Source organism: Flavobacterium arundinis, from assembly GCF_038289855.1.
Classification (GTDB): domain Bacteria; phylum Bacteroidota; class Bacteroidia; order Flavobacteriales; family Flavobacteriaceae; genus Flavobacterium; species Flavobacterium arundinis.
In genome coordinates this window covers 106,537-129,946 of sequence record NZ_JBBYHR010000001.1, presented here as the reverse complement: position 1 = coordinate 129,946, position 23,410 = coordinate 106,537, and the positions used below count along the sequence as shown (strand labels likewise).

The window sequence follows — 23,410 nt, the reverse complement described above, 5'->3', positions numbered from 1 at the left end:
TTTCATTTCATTAATTCAACTCAGGATCAGGCTTGTCTTTTTTATCATTGCCCATCATTTCCATGAGTTTAAGGCCAAGAATGCCGCTTATGGGGTTATCGGCACCGCCATTCCCCGATATCATTACATCAGGAATCACCTTAATATTGCCTTTACCAATCTCTTCTGTGATTTTGTACCGGGTAAAGTTATCGCCGCCCATAGCCGAAACCTGTAGTTGGTAGGCTTCCGCAGTCGACTTACCTATTGCCATGATCTTTTCGGCTTCAGCCAAACCTGTTTTCGAAATGCGTTCTGCCTCAGCGCTTGCAGTAAGCTTGGTAGCCTCTGCCTGAGCGCCTGCCCTTGCTTTTGTAGCTTCGGCCTCAGCATTGGCTCTCATCTTAGTAGCTTCGGCTTCGGCATTTACATTTAGTTTGAGGCTGGTTGCATCACCTTCCGCTTTTTTCACTGTGGCATCAGCAGTCCGCTGTGCGATTTCAACGCTCTGCGAAGCGCGAACGATTTCTTTCTGCATATCTGCAATGGCGGTTTCTTTCTCCACACCCTGGCGCTGTTCCTGTGCCATCCTTTGGGTCTGGTAGGTTTTCTGCTCTTCTTCCGCAATTTTACGGTCGGTCAGTGTTTTCATCAGCGATTCAGGAGGCACAATGTCGCCGATCAGCGTATCTACAGCATTCACATTATACTCATCCAGCACTGCCTTAATGTGGTTCTTTGCCGATTCCTGGCGTTCTTTCCTGGTGCTAAGGAATGAGATAACATCGCTGTCCTGCGCCGAGTTACGAAAGTAGTTACCTATAGTAGGCTCCAATACCTGCGACACAAGGTTGGTCATGCTGCCGAAACGCGCGATCACTTTAGGCGCTTCATTGGCTGGGACGTGGATAATTTGCGCCACATCCAGGTTAAAGGGGAAGCCGTCTTTAGACCGTACTGTAATGGTCGACAAATTCTTATCTAGGTCGTGCGACTCACTGCGCGCGTTTGCCCAATTGAGTACAAGGTTGGTAGTAGGGACAGGTTCCAGCTTGGTGGTATATTTATTGATGGCATACTTACCGGGCCCAAGTGGTTCTACCCATACGCCACGGTCACCTTTCGCTACAATATTGCCATGCTTAAAGGTTTCGCCGGTCACATCCACACCATCTTCTCCTATGTAGGATATCACGACACCCACATAACCAATAGGCACATCCGTCATAGGTATCTGCTCGATCTGTACGCCCCATGTATTAAGGTAGTACGAACCTGCCAGCATTACCTGTGGCTGTAAACCCCTGTTACCACCCTGGCCAAGGAACTCATCGAAATCCTGGAAGTTGTTATGGCCTTCAATAAATTTACCCGCGATCTGCCCGATAGGTATCGGCTCACCATCGAGGGCAGTAACCACGCCGACCATGTTCTCCCTTATTTTTACCTGTTCCATGATTACGACCTGGAACAAAAATGTATTTATCCTGTAAGACCCTGTTGTCACAAAAGCGGTCTGGCGGCCTTTTTGCCCACCGTTTTCCAAAAACGCCGCAGCATCCTGGAAGTTATCACATTCTACCCTTCTTGCGAGAATGCGGCCTGTTGGTATTTCCCTACCATCTTTGCTTAAGATGAGGCCGATGTTGCCTTCAGGGATAATCGTGAACGATGTCATGTCAATACTATATTGCCATATCCATTTCATCCAGTACAACCCGGGTGCAAGCGTTTGTGCCTGGAAGCCGGCTTCTCCCTTTGTTGCTACGATGCGGCTGTCGGGCATGGATTTTCCTTCCCCGAATAAAACGAACTTTTTGGTAACCAGCCCTATCTTATCTTCAGGTACTATCACCATTCCGAAAAAAACACGAAGTACAAATTTGTACCCTAAAACACATAAAAGTACCGGGATTGCCCACCAGTAACTTAGAATAATTGTTGTCATATTATAAAAATTAGACTACAAAATTACAGGGCGGTTTTCGGATAAATTAACATTTTAACTATTAACATTTTTGTTAATTAAATGTGAAAAAACCATGCTTAAGGAGGCCTGAAATTGCCCGTCTGTGACATTATTTTTTGTAAAACAAACTATGATTGGCATTTTGGGCTTTAACAATTTAAAAGTCAGATTTTATACCGCTATGCGTGTACAAGAATAACTTTTCGTATCGCATATTTTGGTAAATGCAAAAATTGTGTGACATCTGTCTGCTACGAAGGATGTAACATTTTATAGGCTGGAGGAGAAACTTACTGCATCGTATGGTAAAAATAGTAGTACGAATAGCTAATTTTTAATCGAAATTATTAACTTTGTAGTGAAAAGTACTTTTTTATGAAGCAACAGCAGGATTTTGCCCGGGACATATCCGAGATACGTTCGATGATGGAACGGTCTACCAAATTTCTTTCCCTGTCCGGATGGGCAGGTATCATGGCTGGGGTGTATGCTTTGGCAGGTGCATGGATAGCCTATAAGGTATTTAATTTTAATCCTGACGAAGTTGTTTATACCTCTTTTTCGAGAGGGGAGTATTTAGCGGGTTTGATGAAGGTTGCGCTTTTGGCGGTCGCTGTACTGGTTTTGTCAATCGGTACCGCATTTTATTTTTCGAACAGGAAGGCACAAAAGAGAAATGAAACGATGTGGAATTCCACGTCAAGGCGGCTGCTTATAAATATGAGCGTACCTTTGGTAATAGGCGGATTATTTAGTCTGGTGCTGCTCTCGAAAGGGCTTATCGGGCTGATTGCTCCAGTAACCCTGATATTCTACGGGCTCTCATTATACATTGCAAGCAGGTATACTTTTGAGGATATAAAGATATTAGGCCTGATACAGGTAGCGCTTGGGCTTGCCAATTCTTATTTTATAGAATACGGCCTGGTATTCTGGGCATTGGGTTTTGGGGTTGCCCACATAATTTATGGTATATACATACACGTTAAATACGACAGGTGAAAATTTCAGTAAATGGATTACATAAGGCATTCGAGAGCCGCATAAGGCTGGGGATCATGTCAGCGCTGGCTGTTAATGATGCCCTGGACTTCAATGCGCTAAAGGAGTACCTTGATGTTACCGACGGCAACCTTGCAAGCCACCTGAAAGCGTTGGAAAAAGAAGAATTTATTGGTGTTGAAAAATCATTTGTGGGGAGAAAACCCAATACAAAATATATTATGACAAAAGAGGGCAGGACGGCATTCCTTGAGCATTTGAGGATACTTGAAAATTTGGTAAAATCACATAAATAAAAAAATTTGCAATAAAACTTTGAAATTCAAAGTTCTTTTAAAATAAAGTATAATTCTATGGAAACAGAATATTTTGTAAAAAAGGATTCGATAGTGCGGCAAATATGGGGCAACAGCGATAACATCCTCTTTATATTTGCGGGTGCTTCGGCAGAATTTGCGCTCAATAAGGCGGTCGACTGGCTGTACTTTACCGGCAAGCTTCCCGCCGATCCGCTTGGAAGGCTTTTCTCCACGGTTTCGTATGCCCGCTCCATAATCTTTTCGGATAGAGAGACAGCCCTGAAAGCCATCGACACCATTGCAGCAATACATGCCGGGGTGGAGGCAAAGCGCGGCATGGGCATTCCCGACTGGGCTTACAGGGACGTGCTCTTCATGCTCATCGATTACTCGGTCAGGTCGTTTGAAGTGCTGGAACGCAAATTGAGCGATGCCGAAAGGCAGGAAGTTTTCGATGTGTTTTACAGGGTAGGTGACCGCATGGGATTGAAAGGCCTGCCGCAAACCTTCGGGGAATGGGAGGACATGCGTGCAGGACACATGGAGGAGGATATGCAGCGCAGCATTTACACGGATGACCTCTTTCGTCAATATCGAAAACACCTTGGCGTGATGCGGTACAGGATATTATTAGAAGCGCAGTCACTGGTAGTTCCAAATAAAGTACGCGGGCTGTTGGGATTCAGGAGAATGTCCCTGTTGCGGCCTTTTGTAGGATCCTACAAGCTAATTAAATATCTTAAAGGCGACTGGATTATAAAAGCCATCATCCAGCCGGCGAAATATAAAAACGACCTGAAGGCACTGGATGTCGGGCCAAAAGGTCGCAGGTGTCCCTTTCACTTTAAACGTTCAGAAAATGCACACAGCACGCATCTTTTATAACCGCATAACTTTTCTGTACCCTGTCATAAACTATTTTTTAGCGGGGCAAAGAAAAGTACTGATTGATGAAGTGAATAAATATCCTTCAGGAAAACTGCTTGAGATAGGCGTTGGCACCGGGTCGCACCTGCCTTTATATAAAGGGCATGAGATCACGGGCATCGACATTTCCGAAGCGATGCTGGGCAAAGCGCGTCGTTTTGAAAAAAACAATATCAGACTGCTGCTAATGGATGGCGAGAATTTATCGTTTCCCAACGCCGGTTTCGATTATGTGGTTATGTCGCATGTACTGGCTGTTGCCAAAGATCCCAATCGGTTATTGGAACACGTTCAGAGGGTGCTAAAGCCGGGAGGGAAGCTCTTTATCCTGAACCATTTTACACCCGATAACGGGCTTAAATATATTGACAGGGCTTTTCACCCGTTGTCATGTATTTTCCATTTCAAATCCTTGTTCCGCCTGAGCGATATTGACGGGCTAAGAAAGTTCTCTTTAGTAAAAAAAACGGGGCTGGGAAAAGGCTCCTATTATCAACTCCTTATTTTTTCCAGGCCTTGAAAAAGTACATCCCACTACTGACCGTTTCATTATTGATCTGCCTGTTTATCTATGTTTTTTACCGGACAGAGAAAACCCTGGTCAACCAGTTCATTATGGCATTGCTATCAAAGGATCGCTATCATGATTTAAAAACAGCCATCACTACCGCATTGCCATTGAAGGAATGTATTGTGTATTCCCTCCCGGAAGGCTTGTGGGTATTTTGCATTACAATTACTTCCGGCCCTTTTTACCTACAGTTCCGAAAGTATAAACTACGGCTGGTATTTATTCCAATATTAATAGCAGTGGGTATGGAAATACTACAATTGATACATTTTTTAAACGGCCGGTTTGATTTTATGGATATTGCTTTTTCAATTGGGTTTTGGCTGCCGGCCTGGCTATGGACAAGGGATAACGCAGGAGGAGAATCCATCTTCAGTTCATTCGATACAAAAAGTATTTGCTGTATGCTTAGCTATTCTATTGTTTATCTGGCCCATGTTATCTATTAAAACATCTTCACAAAAAAGTTTCTGATATACCAAATTTCTGCAATCTGGGTCTCATTTTATAATCCTTTAAATCTCCATCTTTTGGGCTGATTTCTTTAGGATATTGGTGGTTTGGTGCCAATATTTTATACTATTACTGAAAAACAGGTATTTCTACGCGGTTTTTCAAAACTGCTATTGTGTAATTTAGTCAAAGGTTTTTAGCTAAAAATTTATGTTACGCATGCAATTATCCCGGAGTACGAAATCGGGTACAATTCTTCTTAACAGAGAACATTCACGACTTTGTAGACCGGGTCAGATTCAGGTGGACCACACCACTAGTAAAGGGGCGATATCTGAAAAGCCAGATGAGTAAGATTTAAAACCAATAAATTATTAAAATTATGACAACAGCAACAAAAAGTAAAACGAGCCGCTTGATAGGAGCGTATCTTGTAAATGGTACAATGGGCAACGTAGGTATGCCCGGTGCACCGATCATGCATTTTTCATTAGTAGTGGTTCCTTCCACTAACAGTGTTTCGGGTACAGTAGAGATTACCCAGGCTTTGGCACCGCCGATGGGAGATATTGTTATAAGAAACGTAAGCGGTGTCATCCGTGCGACAGGCTTCGGAAACGTGACCAAGATAGTTGCGCTGGAAGGCCAGTATGTTCAGTCTGTTCCGCCACCGGCAATAGGTTCTTTCCTTGCCGACTTCTCTGCCCACATGGCAATAGACAACAACTGGAACGGGAAAGGCGGCTTTAGCTATGGAGGCCATGATGTTGAAGACGTTCCGGTTTCAAAATCGTAAGTTGATAAATATTCAAATGTTGGGGAGGCCTGTCTGAAAAGACAGGTTTCTCTTGTTTTAATACAACATCGTTTTATAAATGATATGACCATTTGATCTTATATCAGTATCCCCCAAAAGCAATTTGGCACCAGCCGGAAGCTTTACTTTAGTTTTCGTTCCAAAGTTAATGATAACGGTTATCTCTTCATTCTCAAAGCTGCGGGTAAACAATATCTGGCCTTCTTTGTATTCCAGGCGCTTATATTCCCCATATTGCAATGCTTTTTCAGAATTCCGTAAAGCAATGATCTTTTTATAATCGGAGAGAATAGTGTTTGTCTTCTTTGCGAAAGCCTCTACATTGACTTCCCTATAATCGGTGTTGATCTTTATCCAGCTTCTCTCTTTTGAAAACCCTGCGAAATCTGATCCATTCCATTGCATAGGGCTGCGGGACTTATCTCGGTTCTGGCTATTTGCTTCTACCAATGATTCATTGGGGTTTTTACCTTTTTCTATTGCAAGCTTGTAGGCCGTTTTTCCCTGTATGTCTACGATTTCAGCCAGGCTTTTGGCAATGATGTTGTGCATCCCGATCTCTTCGCCATAATAAATAAACGGCACTCCTTTTGCGGTAAGCATCAGGGTGGCCAGTGCGGTTGCCTTTTCAGGATTTCCATCGGCTAACCGGTCGATCATGCGCGGCATATCATGGCTCCCGAAAAACAGGGTAGGGTAGCTGCTCATCTCCTTTTCCATGCTTTGCATCTCGTTGAAAATCCTTTCTGCAGAAAAAGAGGGGATACTACCAAAGTTAAAATTAAAGACCACATCCAGCAATTCTTCCGACTGGTATTGCTTCAATACTTCAATCTTGTCGCTGCCTATTTCGCCTACGATAAAACGGCTGTCATATTTATTCACAGTCGACTTTATGATTCGCATGGCATCTTTCACGCCCTTTTGATCAATATCGTATAGGTGGTGCTGCTTGCCGTCTTTCATGGGATTGTCCTGTGTAATGCCATCGGTATTGAGGAAGTTGATCACATCGAGGCGGAAACCATCCACACCCGCATCGAGCCAGAATTGGAGGATGTTTTGCACTTCAGCTACGACTTTTGGGTTCGACCAATTGAGGTCGGCCATCGTCACATCAAATTTGTGGTAATAATATTGGTTGGTCACAGGATCCAGTTCGCATGCCGACCCGCCAAAAAATGACTCCCAGTTGTTAGGCTTGTCTTTCCAGATGTAATAATCGCGGTACGGATTGTCTTTTGATTTCCTGGATTCCCGGAACCATTTGCATTCGGTAGAAGAGTGGTTCAGCACCAGGTCCATAATTACTTTGATATTCCTTTTGTGGGCTTCTTTCAGGAAAGTAGTAAAGTCGTCCATAGTCCCGTAGGTAGGGTCGATGGCATAATAATCGGCAACGTCATAACCGTTATCCACTTTTGGTGAAGATAGGAAAGGGGTCAGCCAAACACACCTGACCCCCAGTTCCTCCAAGTAACCCAACTTGTTTGTAATTCCTTTGAAATCACCATAGCCGTCCCCATTACTGTCAGCATAGCTTGGCATATAGATTTGGTAAAAAACGCTTTCCTTCCACCATTTTTTTGCAGTCGCGGAATCTTGTGAATGCATGGCAATACAACTTAAAAAGCAGGCGATCATAATTACAAGTTTTGTCCTGCCTTTCACTGTTATTTATTTTTTTGATTGGTAATTATAATCGACAACTACACCATCCACCAGCATTTTCGAGCCTTCATAGGTCATTTTGCCTTTCGACGGAACCATTATGATTATCGCTGAATTTTTAGATGTAAGCTTTATTTTTGCCGAAGATGAAACATTCTTCGCTACAAAAGTTCCCGATACAGTATCATACAAATCCACTTTTTTGCCTTTTGCAACTTTTACCTTAACGGTTTTTCCTTCCGTATATGGATTATAATACAAATAGGAAGGGTAGGCCTTGTCATGGAAAAAGTCGGTGGCAAGTAAATCCAAACGCAAAACGCCCTCTACATTTGTTTTTTTGATGATGCTTCCAAAGATACCAACGTGCCCGCTGCCGTAAACGCTTAGCTGTGACTGTGGCGGGTTTTGCCCTACCACCCAAAGCGGCCCGTCACCCTGCGCTACAGGTGCCTGTACGTTTTGGTACTGGTCCATATTCGACCGTTTGATTATCCCTTCGTAAGCAATAACATTTTTGCTTACACTTGCCAGTTCCGGAATGGTCTCATGCTCATCCGGCATGTATTGTGGGTAAAAGAATTTTGATGCATTCGCGGCATTCAGCATCCATTTGCCTATCGCATTAGCATACGACTGATTATAACGCACCATAGGCACCAAAGGCCATGCGGCATCATAGGTATTCATCAGGAAGCCATAGCCGCCACGGTCTACCGTACTGCCTACGATCCCTGAAATGTCATACCCGTTCCAGTTGCCTACCAATACACCCCAGCCTTCGCGGCAGATAGGGGTGCCGTCAAAGCTCCAGTGCAGCATTTTATTGATGTCATAAGTTTTACTCTGCTCAGCGTTTATCCTTGCGGCAAGATAGGCCCCGAAAGGCATCAGCAATTCATAAGTAGGATTCAGCTTTTGCGCTTCCAGTGCGTTAAGAGCTGAGATTGCACCTTTCAGGTATTTGGCATCACCGAATTTTTTATACGCTGCATATAAAACCCATGCATGACCTGCGGCCGCATCAGGCTGTGCGCAGATATTGTTTTTCATGGGGGTCATTTTCCCATAATCGAAATAAGAGTAGTCGTAATTGCCATTCAGGATAACATCGGCCTCATAGAATTTATCGGCAATTGTCCTTGCCATTTTTTCAAGGCCGGGCTCGTTCGGGTATTTGTCGTATATCGCATAGAACAGCAGGTTAGGGTATACATCATACCACCAGTCGCGGCCATAACCGCCACCCAGCAAAGCTACTTCGGGACAGGTGTTGTTCATCATGATGTTCCAACCGGTTTCGCTGTTGAAATAGTTTTTAAGCATGGATACATAATTCCGGCCTTCCTGGTTGGTCTTATCAATGCCTACCAGAGTGCCGCCCAGTGTAGCGCCCATAGTTGCCAACGCTTCATGGAACATCCCTTTGTTATGTAACGGCCCCTGGCGCACGTCGCCAATTGCGGTGTACATTCCCACAACATCCTGTGGTGCATTTTTTTGCGATGTATCAATCCAGACTAACGGCCAAAATTCTCCCTTGGCATTAAAGTCATAAACGGTTGCATCAAAATCGTGCGACAGCTTGTTGTAATCGATGATATTAAATGGCTTTGGCATATCCGCCATTTGATCGACACGCGGTATGGGTTGTTGTTTTACCTGTGCGGTAGCGTCAATTCCCAACAGGAATAAACAGGCTGCGGCAGTTTTATATATAATGTTCATAAGTAGATTGATGTTAGTGTTAAACCAGGTTTGCGGCAGTCTCTTCAAGGACTTTTGTATCTTCTATATCTTCTTTTTCAGGAGCTATGCTGTTGCCTTGAGCAATGATCTTTTTGCTTATAAATATAGAGCATAATTGCAGCAGTGCGATGATCCCGATAGCGTACCTAAGGGCAAAATCTTCAGAAACTACAAAGTATAAAACTAAAAACGTGCCAGCGCCCAAAAGCCTGCCGAGGTATAAGCCCGATTCATGGTTAAGGATGTAGGTGAACTCGCCTCGTCTTTCTATCCGCGAAACGATATCTATAACCCGAAGCTGGATAGGGTAGTAGGCCAGGTCCATAAGGGGTTTAGCGATAAGTAATAGTAGCAGGAATATGATCACGCCTGTTTCGTCGAAAAGCAAGCCATTCAGACATGCGCCCAATGCAAACAGTATAAGTCCTGCGGAAAACGTTTTGATCCTGTCGGACGGTTTTGAGAAACGCCCTATGAAATAAATGATTATCGCAGCGAGGATAGCGCCAATAGACTGCGCATTGCCAAGCGCACCCTCTTCGCCTAATATTTTAAAGATGAGCATTGCCGGAGCTGTTACCAAAAAGCCCTGTGCAAGGCCCTTGAACATCGCCAGTGACAATAATTTATACCAAAGCGGATGGAATTTAAAGAAGATATATTTTTTCTGGACAGGGTTTTCAAATTTTCCCCTGAAGCAAACAATCGAAGCCACCATAGTAATTAAAAATACGATCCCGGTGATCACAAGGTAAGCGCCATGCTTGTCTTCCGCGCCTGTTTTCGACTGGATGAACCAGCCTATTGTAGCAGGCACCGCAATGGCAATGATCGTATAAATGAATGTTTCAAGGCCGTAGTAATAGTTACGGTTTTCATCATTGGTGATCGATATGGCAAGGTAATCCCTGTTCGCCCAATACAAGCCAAAAGACAGTCCCATGGTAATGCCCGCTATAGCTATCCCGGTAAGGTCAAGTGTCTTTAACGACATCATGATCACCATCGAAACACCGCTGAGCATCATCCCTGTAGAGTAGAGTTTCCGGATATTAAAATACTTCAGCAGAAAGCCATTTAGCAAGAAAGTCAGGGGAATACCAGTATAAATTGCCAACTGGTAAATAACGACTTTTGAGGTATCATCGGAGTTCCTCATAATATAGGCCGCCACAAAAATATCGATAACGGGCTGTACCAATGCATAGACCATATTGGTAAGGACCAGTATGCGGAAATTATGGCTCTGGCTTTTAAAATGGTTAACTTCTGATGTAAGTTTCTTTAGCATTAATTCTATTTTAAAAGTGAGAGTATCCCGTTGATAGAAAATTTAGCAGCACATACGAATTCATCGGCTGCACCATAATAAACAGTTATTGTATCGCCATCCGGGTCAATAATATGACCGTTTGTAAATACAACATGCCCAAAGAAGCCTTTCAGTTCGTATTCCTCCAAAGGCACCATTATCGGTTCTTCCGTTCTTGCCAGTACTTTCGACGGATCATTAAGATCCATTAAGAAAGCGCCAAGGCAATACTGGTGATTTTCATTCGCGCCGTGGTATATTTCCAGCCATCCTTTTGCAGTTTTGATAGGGGCAGCGCCGCCGCCAACCCTCTTGCTGTCCCAGTGGCCTTTGCGTGTTTTGATAATGCATTTGTGGTTCCCCCAATGGATACCATCAGGAGATGATGCTAACCAAATGTAATTTCCTCCAATATCTACGCTGCTCGGGCGATGGATTGCATAGAACAAGCCATTAATTTTCTCTTCAAAAATGGCGCAGTCTTTATTGTGTGCCGGGAATATCAGGCCGTGCTTTTCGAAATTTTTCCAGTCGGTTGTGGTGCGAAGGCCCACGCCCACGCCATTCGGCGAAACAGAAGTGAATGTCAGGTAGTAGATACCTTCAATCTCTGCCACGCGGCAATCCTCTATCCCGAATGTTTCCATTATACCTTCGCCAACAAGCGCCGGATAACCTTCAGGCTCATAAAATTTAATCCCGTCATCGCTGCAAAGCAGGCGCAGGTGCGACAGTGTTGTAAGGTAGTCGCTCCCTTTATAATTGATTACCCTTGCATCATCAGCGATAAGCTCAGGGTCAGATGTTTCTATTTCCATAATATCAATGCCTCCGGTCGCTGTAAGTATCGGGAACGAAATGATATTGTCTTTTTGTTTAGGCCTTTCTGCGACCCTCACGATAAGCCATGTTTTATCCTGGAACCTGAAGGCACCGGGATTAAGCAGGCAGGTAATTTCCAGGCCTTCGGTGCTTGGCACTAAGTCCTGTGGAGATAATAGGGGATTCTCAACAAAGCGTTTTGCGATGTCTTTCATATCAAGTGTGTTGTATAATTAAGGGTTAACCCAGGCCTGCTTTAACAGCACCTGAGCTAACCCAAACTTTTATTTTAGTAACCGGGATTTTGTGTCAAAGTCCCTGCAGAAGCATCAATTTCAGATTGTGGAATAGGGTATAGGTAGTGTTTATCCAGGAAGTTTTTTCCGTGGGCTATCATTACCTCTTTCGCTATACCCCATCGTTTCAGGTCAAGCATCCTTTGGTTTTCAAAACCAAGTTCTGCCCTTCTTTCTGATATCAGCCATCCTTTTACAGTTGCGCCATCAGAAGATGAAGGCCTGTCTGCAAGAGTTCCGGCAGGAGGGATGTTGCCCAGGGCATCAACTGTAGTCCTTGCCCTGTTCCTGATCTGGTTGATGATCGCGATAGCGCCAGCGTGGTCTCCCTGCTCGTTCAAAGCTTCTGCTTTCCATAGGAGGGCATCAGCATAGCGCATGTAGATCTTATTGTTCGGCCCATCGTCATTACCTTTATTGGTACCGTCAAGGCTGCCCAGCATTTTGTTTACATTTTGAGTAGCAACGTTTACAGTATACAGCAGCCTTGGATCATTCGGCTCAAAAGACGCAAGGAAATTCGCGCTAGGGGCAAAGAATCCCCATCCAAGCGGTGCATCAATACCATTACCTCTTTTTGTCGGAGTGGCATTGGTCTGGTGGTCAAAAGCAAAAATTACTTCGTTATCCGTAAATTCTGTCCTGAAGCTGTCGAAATAGTTGTCATTCAGGCTGTAGCCAAGCGGCGCCAATTCGTCAACAAGGCCCGGTACGGCACCCCAGTTTTCAGTATATAATTCTGATTTTGCCAAAAGCGCAATCACAGCACCTTTTGATACCCTCCATTTTTCGGTTTCAGATGAAAATTTGCTGTTAGGTAATAGCCCTTTCGCTGTATTAAGGTCGGCTTTTATACGATCCCAAACTACTGCTTTGTCTGCTCTTACCGCCACTTCAAAAGCTTCCTGGTAGGTCTTAACAGGAGCAATTATCAATGGCACGTCACCAAAATTTGTAACCAGTGAGAAATAGTAATATGACCTCAAAAAGTATGCTTCTCCCAATAACTGGTTTTTCCTTTCAGCAGTAATTCCTGTAATAGATTCTATATCCGGATTTGTAAGATGGGCAATCGCGATGTTTATCCTTTTGATACCTTCATAATCATACTTCCATAGTCCGTTCGGACCTCCATTGGTAGAGGTGAAAGTAAAATTGTTCAGGTCATCAATCCATGGCTGGTCACCATCAGGGTTCCATTTCTTTTCCATATCATCCGATGCCACATCCTGCATCACATAATCATTCTGGAATACAAGTCCGCCGTTCCAATCCCATTGTGCCAGTATATTCAGCCTGTTGGAAAGCAAGTCGTAAGACGAGCGTACAGATGTTTCTATTGTCGCCAGCGTAGGGGTAGTGTTTGCCTGTTCAAGGGTGGTTAACCCCACAGCTTCCTGCGTAAGCTCATCTTCACATCCTGTGATTGTGACTACACCAAGTAGCAGTCCGAGTTTAATATAATTTTTCATAATCAATTTTTTTAAAGTTTTACTTTCGCACCAAAAATAACTGCCGCTGCCTGTGGATAGGTTCCTTTATCTATGTATGATGTCGATTCAGGATCTAAACCGGTATACTTCGTGAATGTTAGCAGGTTTTGTCCTGAAACATATATACGTAAACCACTGATGCCTGGTACTACATTATTAAGGGTATATCCAAGTTCGATGTTTTTTAACCTCAGGTAAGAAGCATCTTCTACAAATTTGCTTGATACAAACCCACCGCCATTATTATTGAATGTAACCCTTGGAGTAGTATTGCTGGTACCCTCGCCATTCCACGCGCCTAAAACTGCTGTAGTAGAGTTGAACGGACGGCTGTCATAATCAAGTATCTGTTTCAGGTCATTATAGCGGTCAACGCCCTCTACACCTTGTAAAAGGAACGAGATATCAAAGTTTTTGTAAGAGGCATTAAATGTAAAGCCATACACAACTTTCGGGTTCGGGTTACCAATAAATGTCCTGTCATCCGCGTTGATCTGTCCATCGTTGTTAAGATCCTTAAATTTCATATCTCCGGGTTGAGTACCATTTGCATTTGTATATAAAGCAGAGCTCACTTCCGCTGCATTTTGATAAATTCCGTCAAATACGTAACCATAATACGAGTTTGCAGGCTGTCCTGCTTCTATTCTGGTATGAGTTGAATCGTCCTGTATGTTTTTTACAAATTCCTGAAGGCGGTTCACATTGCTTGTCAGGGTTGCAAGATTGGCATTTACTCCATATTTAAAATCATGGTCATTATTTTGGAATTTTACCCCAAACTCAAAGCCTTTGTTCTCAACTTCGCCTGCATTTACATACGTCCTGCCAATAACCCCTACTGATACTGCAGGAAGGCCAACAGTTAATAGTATATCGTCAGTTGTTTTATTAAAATAATCAGCAGTAAACATCAGCTTATCTTTCAGGAATGAAAAATCAAGGCCAAAATTGGTTTGTGTAGTTGTTTCCCATTTCAGGTCAGGATTACCATAACGGATGATGTTCACGCCGCCACCTGTTGTAGAAACTAAAGTTTCGTAGGCATTATTAGGTATTTCCTGATTTCCTAACTGACCCCAGCTTGCTCTTAACCTAAGGTAAGAAAGCCAGTTTACATCAGTCATGAAGTTTTCGTTTGAAATGATCCAGTTTGCACCTACTGACGGGAAATAGCCCCATTTGTGGTTTGGCCCGAACCTTGAAGATGCATCAGCCCTCATTGTTGCTGTAGCAAAATATTTATCTTTATAACCATAAGAACCCGATGCGAAATACGACATTAAGCTCCATGAAGTCTGAGATCCTGAACTGTATGGGTATGGGGTAGTAGCGCTTCCCAACCCTCCAAAATCAAGATACCTGAAAGGGTCTGTAGTATTGTCGTAATTCGACCTTGCACCACCTAGTCCGGCAGCTTTGTTGGTTATAAATTCCTGCCCCAAAAGCACGTTAACGTCATGCACGCCATTAAATGTCTTTACATAGTTAAGCGTGTTAGACCATGTAAAAGTAACATCCTGGGTCCTGCTTTCATTCAGGCTGTTCGGCCTGTTGTTCCTTCCCAATCCATAATATACATTGTTAACGTCTGTAATATCAGCATCCCCAAAGTTTTCACCAAAAGTTTTACCATGCAGGAATTTTACATCTGCACCAAGGTTACTTTTGAATTTAAGGGATTTGTCTCCAAGGAAAGCATATTGTGCATACACATTACCAAAGGTCTGGAATGTTTCCCTTATGTCATCCGTAAAATGCACGATGGCTAATGGATTAGAGCTGTATTCATAATTCCTGCTGTAATCGCCGGGCCCAACGTAAAATGGCAAATCAGTATAAGGATTGCCAGCCGACCATGTTGGGTCGCTTGGATCTTTATATACTCCTATAACCGGCGGGCGTATCAGCGCATGGCGAATCACACCCGGAGCATCGCCGCTTGATGACAATCTGTCCTGCTTGGCAAAGCTCATCTGGATGTTGGTACCTACATCAAAACGGTCACTTACAGCCGCATTAACATTCGACCTGAAGTTTACCCTTTTAAATTTGTCATTGTTTTCAGTCACAATCCCATCAATACCGTAGTAGCCACCGGAAACAAAATATTTTACTTTATCGCTAGCGCCGCTTGCAGAAATATGAACATTGTTAGAAATTCCTGTTGTAAAAAGCTCATCCTGCCAGTTGGTATCGGCAAGGTCAGTCCTTGTCCTCCTGTCAAAAGCATACGGGCTTTCTGCATTAGCAGCATTACCTAATGTGTTGTGCCATGCCTGATCCTTTACCTGAAGGTATTGGTCGGTATTAAGCATATCAGGAAGATTTTGTGCAAAATGTATCCCGGTAAACATATTTACTTCGAGTGTAGGTTTTCCCTCAATACCGCGTTTTGTGGTTATTACCAGAACACCACCCGCAGCCCTGGATCCATATATAGCAGCAGCAGCAGCATCTTTCAGAACGTTGATCGATTGGATGTCGTTTCCGTCAAGGAATGAAATATCGCGTGTTGGCACACCGTCAATAACATATAATACGTCATTGTTACCCAATGTTCCTTCACCACGTATCCTGATCTTGATACCATCGCCGGGCGCACCGGTACTTGCAGCAACAAATACACCCGCAATCTGTCCCTGTAACGACTGGGATACGTCCGGAACTCTTGTTTTCAGCGTGTTTTCAACATTTACCTGCCCTACGGCTCCGGTTATTGCGTTTTTACGCTGGCCTACATATCCCGTAAGCACCACTTCATTCAGGCTTTGTGTATCTTCCACCAAAACAATATTAACCGTGGAGTCACCGCTCACGGCAACTTCCTGAGGGATATACCCCACATAGTTAAAAACCAATACAGCATTTGAGCCAAGGTTACTGATGCTGTATTTTCCATCAATGTCGGTCATAGTGCTTGTAGTAGTTCCTTTAACAATAATATCTGCACCAGGTAAAGGGCCGTTTGCATCCGATACGGTACCTGTAATAGTCTGCGCATAAATAACACCTCCTGATAACATTGTCCATATAAGGAGCAAAGTGTAAATGATTTTTCGATTCATATTAAAAAAGGTTGAGTTGTTAATAATTTGTAATTTTTTCTCATGTTAATAATAAATGGTTAGTTTAAATGTGATAATGACTTTACGAAAACGTTATAAATGTAAAATATGCCTGCAAAAAATGGTGTACACTATTTTTTCAAAAGTGTACACTAATTATAAACAGATTGATTTTCAGTTATTTGAAAAAGACGCGCTCTTTGACTTATATTGGAGCTGGTAATTTTTCGGGGTGGTGTTATACATCTTTTTAAACTCCCTGTAGAAGTAAGAACGGTTGTTGAAACCGGATTTATAGCATACTTCAGACACTGTCAAAACATTTTTCCGCAAAAGTTCGGCAGCGTGTTTTAAGCGTATTGTCCGTATCAGGTCGCCGGGGGAGAGGTCAAAAATTTCCTTTGTCTTGCGATATAATTGTGAGGTGCTTATTCCAAGTGTTTTTTCAATAAAGGCGCTTTGGAGGTTTTCGCTGTCAATATTTTTACGGATAAGATCAATCAATGATTTTATAAAAGCTTTCTCATCATTATGTATTGGCATTGCAGATAAATTCTCAACAAGTGTATCCTGTGTAAAATGCCTTAGGATCAATTCCTTTTCTTCAAGGAGTTTCTGCACCCTCACCAGCAAATGGTCGGGATAAAAAGGCTTAGGTATGTAGGAGTTGGCGCCGCTTTCCAAACCTTCTATCCTGTGCATCACGGAGTTTTTGGCGGTAAGCATGATAAAAGGCACATGGCAGGTCCTTATATCGGTCTTTACCTTTCTGCAAAGCTCCACACCGTCCATAAGAGGCATCATCACATCGCTGATTATAATATCGGGGATTTCTTTTTCAATAGCTTCAAGCGCTTCAATACCATTGTAGGCGCTGATGATTGTATAATTTTCAGATAGCAGGTCTCTCAGGTACAATTGTATCTCTTTCTCATCTTCAACAACCAATACATTTTTCCTGTTGCTCTCTACAACTTCCAAAGCCAAAATCTTATCCGGAAGCTCGTTTGGCTTATCAGTTGTTGTGTCTTCAAGGATATTTTTAAGGTGATGGGAAATTAAAACAGGCGCAATCTCCGTATCTATTTCTTTCTCGCTGAAAGTTGCTTTTTCGCAAGGTATTAAAATGGTAAATGTCGTTTGTGCATTAGCGATGCTGGATACCAAAATTTCGCCGCGCAATACGGTTACCAGCCTCTTAATGTAAGCAAGGCCGATACCTGTCCTGAACATTTCAGGGTCGGGGTTTTCTTTGATATCCGACAGGAAAAAGCGGTCAAACAGGGAATCGAGTTTTTCTTTCGGAATTCCTTTTCCGGTATTGCTTATCGTGATGTTCAGTTTTTTAGGATTCTCACCTTCTATCGCGCATTTTAGCGAAATAGAACCGTTTACAGGGGTATACTTAAAGGCATTGGACATTAAATTGAATACTATTTTTTCAAGCTTATCCTTATCGAACCATCCCGGCAGTTCAGAAGGTACTTCAATAGTATAATTGATGTTTTTATCCAATGCCCAATCGTCAAACAATTCGGCAATCTGCTCAATCAGGCTTATAAGGTCGAATTTCTTTACTGTAATTTCGAGGTAATCGTATTCAGCCTTTCTGAACTCCAGCAATTGCTGGGTAAGGAACAGGAGCCTCGACACATTCTTTTGGATCATGTGGGTGAATTTCCGGTTCCGGTCATCTAGATGGGCCGTTTCCGATAGTTTCTGTACCGGCCCTACGATCAGGGTAAGCGGCGTTAAAAATTCGTGGGCAATATTCGTAAAGAACGACAGCCTGTTTTCATGCAGCTCTTCCTCTTTCTTCCTGAAAAGTATATTTTGCTGTAACGACTGGCGTTTCAGGTAGTAGCTGCGTACAAACAAAATAAACAGCAAGGCCAGCACCAGGTAGATCCCGGTAGCCAGGTTAGACTGCCACCACACAGGTTTTATCCGTATGTCGATGGCATGTACCGGCTCGCTCCACACACCGTCGATATTAGACCATTTTACCCATAAAGAATAGCTTCCCCTGGGCACATTTGTAAAAGAAATGATCTTACGGTTTCCAATGGAATTCCAGTTTTCATCAAAGCCCTTTAACTGGTAGGCATACTGGCATTTCTCATTGTTTGTATAGGTCAGTGCCGCAAGATGGATGTCGAAAAAATTCTGGTTATGATCTAAAACGATCGAGGGATGCGTTTTCGAATTGGGAGAAATAACAAGCCCCTGATAGTAGGGGGTAGCCTGGTTTTGACCGCTTATCTTATCAATAAGAAGATCGGGTAGGGCAGGCGATTCCTGTATCTTTTCCGGTAAAAAATAATTAAAACCTTTTATCCCACCCATAAAAATAAGGCCTGATTCGGGGTCATTATAAAATGCGCCGTCTGCAAATTCATTGTTTTGCAGTCCTTCATTTTTAGAATAGTTGGTGAACTTAGCCGGATTGATAGTAAAGTTGGACAACCCAAAATTGGTGCTTATCCAAAGGTTCGATTTTTTATCAGGTACGATCCCGTGAATTGTGTTATTGGGCAGGCCATCTTTAACGGTAAAATTTTTAAATACTGCCGTACCATCACTCTTCAGGTCTTCCAGTACATTCAGCCCGAAACTGGTGCCTATCCAAAGCTTATTGTCGGCATCGGTAACGAGGCAAAGAATATCATTGTTGGAAAGGCTTGCAGGATTGTCAGGTACATTTTTATAGGTACGGAAACGCCCTGATTTCTTATCGAACAGGTTTAGCCCGCCAAGCCGCGTACCGATCCAGAGCTGGCCATCATTTCCGGGAATGATCGAAAATATAATGTTGCTGCTCAGCATACCCTCACCATCTGTCCCGGCAATGTATTTTTTAAAATCCGTAATTTTCAATTTTCCACCGGCCCGTTCTAATTTGAAGCGGATCATTCCGTAACCATTTGTCCCAAGCCAGATAAAACCGTCATTATCCTGATGTATAGCGTAAACTGATTTGAAGTGCCCGCACTTTTCATTTCCGGCAATGTCCTTCCAGTTGATAAGCCGTGATGCATTGATGTCATATACTGTAATCCCGTCGCCATCTGTGCCGATAAGGACGAGGTTGTCTTTTCCTTTGCTTAAAGCATACACGGCATTGTTTATGGTGCTGTTGTCCTCATTAAAATTTTGTAACTCCGGGACCTTACCGGGATTTTGGTAAAAATCGGCTGGCAGGCGAAACAGGCCTTTCCCTTTCGTGCCCAGCCAGAAAGAATTGTCTCCTGATTTAAGGAAGGTGCGCACGATACCGCCATCAAGTTCCGGCATCTGCGCTTTAGAGATAAGATTAAACGATTTTTTAAGCGGATACATTTTAAAAACCCCATCACCATCCGTCCCTGTCCACAGTACGTTTTCACTCCCCTGGATTAGGGTAGTAATCTTTTGGTTTGTCAGGTATTTGGACCATGGCATGGTGATAGTATTCCCTGCGGGGTCAATGATAAAATAACCTGCCTTACCCGATAATACCAGCCCTTCAGGTGTATGCCCAATGATATTCTCGATGTTTTTTTGCTGAAGCACCAATCGTTTCTTATCTGCCAGTGAAAATAAGGCCGCTTCACCTGTAGCAGATACCGTGCAGATGCCTCTGTCAGGCAGTACATCAAACGTATGTATTGCTTTAGAAATCAATTCGATTTTCGATATTGTTTTTTTACCGCCGGGAAGTGTCTGTATTGTCAGGGCATACAGCTCATTGTCTTCAAACAGTACCAGCAGTTCCCCTGTTCCTGAAAATTCTATTTTTTTTACGGTTTTAGCAGTAAAGTCTTTGCTGCTGAATGGCTGGAAAGCGTTGCCGTCAAAATAGCCGATACCCCAGTCTTTAACAGCGCAAAATACTTGTCCAGAACCATCCAGCGCCATATTGAACTGCGATTCGGATAAAGGCGGTTTGTTATCCGTAGAAAAATAAAACTGTTGGAAGGTATCGGTTTTTTTATCGTATTTGTTAATGCCATGCATGGTAAGCACCCAGATTTGCCCTGCGCTGTCCTCGGCTATTTTAAGTACTACCTGGTTGGTAAGTGTGTTTTTGTTACCAGGCTCCGGCCTGAAAATTTTAAAATCGTGTCCGTCATACCGGTTCAGCCCATCCCATGTTCCTATCCACACCAGGTTTTGGGAATCCTGGAATATACAATTTACTGAACTGTTGGATAATCCCTTTGTATTATCGAGCTGTTCAAGGGAGTATTTCAGGTCCTGCGATTTTGAAATAGCTGCCTGATGTTGGGGGTTTCTGTTGCTATTTTTGCTGGCAGGCGTAACATTTGATGGCACAGCCCCTTCCTTATTATTGCAGGCAATATACAGGAAAAGAAAGCTGATAAATAAAATACTGCGTTTCAATTGGATGATGTTTTAACTTTAGCCTGTATATATGAGAAAAAGGCAGGACTTACTTATGTCCAAGTTAATCAAATGTTATTTATAAAACGCATAAAAAAATGCGTATTTTAACGAAAAACAGATTTTTTCTTTGAAATTGTAAAAGAATCACTATTTATTCCTATTCGGCTTCTTCAAAAATAGTATCGGCATCAGGGAATACAAATTCGTTTTCAGAAAAATCCAATGTTTCCGAAAGGGGGAGATATTTAAGGATTTCATTAATACCTTTCGTAAAACTCACTTCTGAAGAATATTTCCGACTGGTGGCGAGTACCAACCCGTCTTTTGAAAGCCTGAAGAAATATTTTCCGGCGGCAGTCCTGTTCTTTGTAAAGGCAAACGATGCAATGTTCTCCCTTATTCCGTCAATCATCTGTAGGCAATCTGTTTTTTGCTTGCAGGCAATACTGGTAAAAATAGTTTTTCCTTTGCGCGATGCAAAAGTAAATTTGTATTCCCCATTATACCGCTTGCTGATGACAAACATCCCCATAGTTCAAGTAAGATTTAAAGGGCGGCAAGATAGCATAAAATAAAGATAAAATTTTATTTAAAAAAGATATGTTTAATGCTCTTTCCGAACAAGCTTTGGGCCACTATACGGAGTAACCACCAATGGATATTTTTCAACAATCAAATTGCTTTTGTCAAGCTCAAAATTAACCTGTTCTTTAACGCTAAGATACTTAAGGTTATAAAAGCTTTTCATAATAAAATTTTTCCAAAAAGGCATATTATTATCAAAAGAAAGGAAGCTGTCGCGAACTACAAATTTGAAATCTCCTGTGAGTGTTTTTTGGTAGCCGGACTCCCTACGCTGCGAAATGTCTACCTCTTTATTATGTATCATTTCCAGTACCACTTCCCTAAAGTAAAAGTCGATCCTTGGCTCGATCCTGAAACCTAAATTGAATTCAATAAAATAGATATCATCTTTAATAATACTATCTACAGAATAATTTAACCCGTAAGGCTCGTTGGAAACATTTACATGTACGAACCAGTAGATATCGGCTCGTTTTGGTGTACCGCTCAAAATGGAATCTATGATATTCTGCTCAATTTTTCGATGGGATGCCGAAACGGTAAGGTATACGAGATTGGTAGCAAATTTCGGTATTGTCTCATCAACACTTAGCTTTTTAAGCCTGGGTATGTATTGCTCTATGTCAACCATCGGGGTAATGGCAGATTTTGTCTTTTTACCTTTCCACCACACAAACATGATCATAAATAACAGGAACCCTATTACAAGGGTAATCCAGCCGCCTTCAGTAATTTTTTGGAGGTTTGCTATAAGAAAACTGAATTCGATACAAAGAAAAAGGCCTGTGGTGATTAGTACCAAAGGGTATGGGATACGTTTTGCCCGCAAATAATAGTTTATCAATAGGGTACTCATTATCATTGTGAGCGTAACGCTTAATCCAAAAGCAGCTTCCATTCGGGTACTTTCCCTAAAATAGAGTACCATCCCAATGCACCCGGTCATCAGGAACCAATTTATTGCCGGGATGTATAGCTGCCCCTTAACATTACCTGGAAACAGTACCATGTGCCTCGGCCATATATCAAGCCGTATCGCTTCATTTATGAGTGTAAAACAGCCGCTAATCAATGCCTGCGATGCTATTATGGTAGCCGCTGTAGCAATGATTAGTGCCAGCCAGAATATCTGTGGAGGGACTATGTGGTAAAAAGGGCTCACATTACCTACCGTTTCGCCAACATGGCCTAAAAGCCATGCTGTCTGCCCTGCATAACAAAGCACAAGGGCTATTTTGATAAATATCCAGCTGATCCGGATATTGTTCCTCCCACAATGGCCCATGTCGCTATACAGTGCTTCGGCACCGGTAGTACAAAGAAAAATGCTCCCCAGAAGCCAAAAGCCGCCGGGATTGTTGACAAGCATCTGGTAAGCGTAATAAGGATTTATTGCCCTTAGCGCCCCTGGATTTTCGGTTAAGGCCATAATGCCCAGTACCGCTATAAAGCTAAACCATATCACCATAGCAGGGCCAAATATCTTGCCGATTTTATCTGTCCCAAACTGCTGGAATACAAATAAGCCTATGAGTATTGCTATAATAACAGGGACCGTATCAAAGCCGGGTACAACGTGTTGTACGCCCTCGATAGCGGAAGCAACAGAAATAGGCGGGGTAATAATGCCGTCTGCAATCAGGAATGCCCCGCCTGCCATAGCAGGAAATATGAGCCATTTGCCCCAATATCTCCTTATCAGCGCGTAAAGGGATAATATACCGCCTTCACCATTATTATCAGCCTGTAGCGTAATTATGACATACTTAAGGGTTGTCTGAAAAAATAACGTCCAGAATATGCAGCTCAGGCTGCCCAGAGCAATCGATTCGGTTATAATTCTTCCGTGAAATACTGCATTAAGCGTATATAATGGTGATGTTCCTATATCTCCAAAAACAATTCCTACAGCGATGAGCGACCCTGCTAAAGTAATTTTCTTGTGAAATTCCTTGTTATCTATATGCATAAGTAAAGTAAAATTAGAAATAATTTTTAAAACATGCAGATG

The 23,410-nt window shown here is 42.7% G+C and carries 16 protein-coding genes; 6 read left to right on the top strand and 10 right to left on the bottom strand.

The genetic code is table 11. The features are described 5' to 3' along the window. Window positions 1-10: 10 nt before the first annotated feature. Window positions 11-1,927, bottom strand: a complete 1,917-nt coding sequence (locus AAEO56_RS00540; RefSeq protein WP_341695057.1) for an SPFH domain-containing protein — start codon at window positions 1,925-1,927, stop codon at window positions 11-13. Between the two features lie 396 nt (window positions 1,928-2,323). On the opposite strand from AAEO56_RS00540, the gene AAEO56_RS00535 reads away from it, so the two are divergent. The 6 genes from AAEO56_RS00535 (at window position 2,324) to AAEO56_RS00510 (ending at window position 5,996) form a co-directional block, all read left to right on the top strand. Continuing rightward, window positions 2,324-2,950, top strand: a complete 627-nt coding sequence (locus AAEO56_RS00535; protein ID WP_341695056.1) for a hypothetical protein — start codon at window positions 2,324-2,326, stop codon at window positions 2,948-2,950. Further along, window positions 2,947-3,246 (top strand): winged helix-turn-helix domain-containing protein, encoded by a 300-nt coding sequence (locus AAEO56_RS00530; protein WP_341695055.1) that lies wholly within the window; start codon window positions 2,947-2,949, stop codon window positions 3,244-3,246. The genes AAEO56_RS00535 and AAEO56_RS00530 overlap by 4 nt, the downstream gene beginning before the upstream one ends. 57 nt (window positions 3,247-3,303) lie before the next feature. Then, on the top strand, window positions 3,304-4,134 hold the full coding sequence (locus AAEO56_RS00525; protein WP_341695054.1) for an oxygenase MpaB family protein: 831 nt from the start codon (window positions 3,304-3,306) through the stop codon (window positions 4,132-4,134). After that, window positions 4,109-4,696 carry a class I SAM-dependent methyltransferase gene (locus AAEO56_RS00520; protein ID WP_341695053.1) on the top strand — a complete coding sequence of 196 codons (588 nt, stop codon included), beginning with the start codon at window positions 4,109-4,111 and terminating at the stop codon, window positions 4,694-4,696. The genes AAEO56_RS00525 and AAEO56_RS00520 overlap by 26 nt, the downstream gene beginning before the upstream one ends. Next, a complete protein-coding gene (locus AAEO56_RS00515; RefSeq protein ID WP_341695052.1) occupies window positions 4,693-5,196 on the top strand; it encodes a hypothetical protein in 504 nt (167 codons plus the stop codon). The genes AAEO56_RS00520 and AAEO56_RS00515 overlap by 4 nt, the downstream gene beginning before the upstream one ends. 386 nt (window positions 5,197-5,582) lie before the next feature. After that, a complete protein-coding gene (locus tag AAEO56_RS00510; protein ID WP_341695051.1) occupies window positions 5,583-5,996 on the top strand; it encodes a DUF1842 domain-containing protein in 414 nt (137 codons plus the stop codon). Window positions 5,997-6,053: 57 nt separating this feature from the next. Here AAEO56_RS00510 and AAEO56_RS00505 read toward each other — a convergent pair whose 3' ends face one another. The 9 genes from AAEO56_RS00505 to AAEO56_RS00465 form a co-directional block, all read right to left on the bottom strand. Next, the gene (locus AAEO56_RS00505) at window positions 6,054-7,631 is read right to left on the bottom strand and encodes an alpha-glucosidase (RefSeq protein WP_341695050.1); all 1,578 of its coding nucleotides are present in this window, start codon (window positions 7,629-7,631) and stop codon (window positions 6,054-6,056) included. A gap of 63 nt (window positions 7,632-7,694) precedes the next feature. Further along, entirely contained in the window at window positions 7,695-9,416 is a 1,722-nt protein-coding gene (locus AAEO56_RS00500; protein WP_341695049.1) for a glycoside hydrolase family protein, read from the bottom strand. A gap of 19 nt (window positions 9,417-9,435) precedes the next feature. Further along, on the bottom strand, window positions 9,436-10,728 hold the full coding sequence (locus AAEO56_RS00495) for an MFS transporter (RefSeq protein ID WP_341695048.1): 1,293 nt from the start codon (window positions 10,726-10,728) through the stop codon (window positions 9,436-9,438). 5 nt (window positions 10,729-10,733) lie between these two features. Next, on the bottom strand, window positions 10,734-11,786 hold the full coding sequence (locus AAEO56_RS00490; protein ID WP_341695047.1) for a glycoside hydrolase family 130 protein: 1,053 nt from the start codon (window positions 11,784-11,786) through the stop codon (window positions 10,734-10,736). Between the two features lie 74 nt (window positions 11,787-11,860). Further along, entirely contained in the window at window positions 11,861-13,339 is a 1,479-nt protein-coding gene (locus AAEO56_RS00485) for a RagB/SusD family nutrient uptake outer membrane protein (RefSeq protein WP_341695046.1), read from the bottom strand. Window positions 13,340-13,350: 11 nt separating this feature from the next. Further along, entirely contained in the window at window positions 13,351-16,428 is a 3,078-nt protein-coding gene (locus tag AAEO56_RS00480; protein ID WP_341695045.1) for a SusC/RagA family TonB-linked outer membrane protein, read from the bottom strand. Window positions 16,429-16,602: 174 nt separating this feature from the next. Beyond that, window positions 16,603-20,811: a hybrid sensor histidine kinase/response regulator transcription factor gene (locus AAEO56_RS00475; protein ID WP_341695044.1), complete on the bottom strand. Its 4,209-nt coding sequence runs from the start codon at window positions 20,809-20,811 to the stop codon at window positions 16,603-16,605. A 160-nt stretch (window positions 20,812-20,971) separates the two neighbouring features. Beyond that, complete coding sequence (locus AAEO56_RS00470) at window positions 20,972-21,346, bottom strand: DUF1508 domain-containing protein (RefSeq protein WP_341695043.1); 375 nt, start codon at window positions 21,344-21,346, stop codon at window positions 20,972-20,974. Between the two features lie 72 nt (window positions 21,347-21,418). Continuing rightward, the gene (locus tag AAEO56_RS00465; RefSeq protein ID WP_341695042.1) at window positions 21,419-23,368 is read right to left on the bottom strand and encodes a KUP/HAK/KT family potassium transporter; all 1,950 of its coding nucleotides are present in this window, start codon (window positions 23,366-23,368) and stop codon (window positions 21,419-21,421) included. Window positions 23,369-23,410 lie beyond the last annotated feature (42 nt).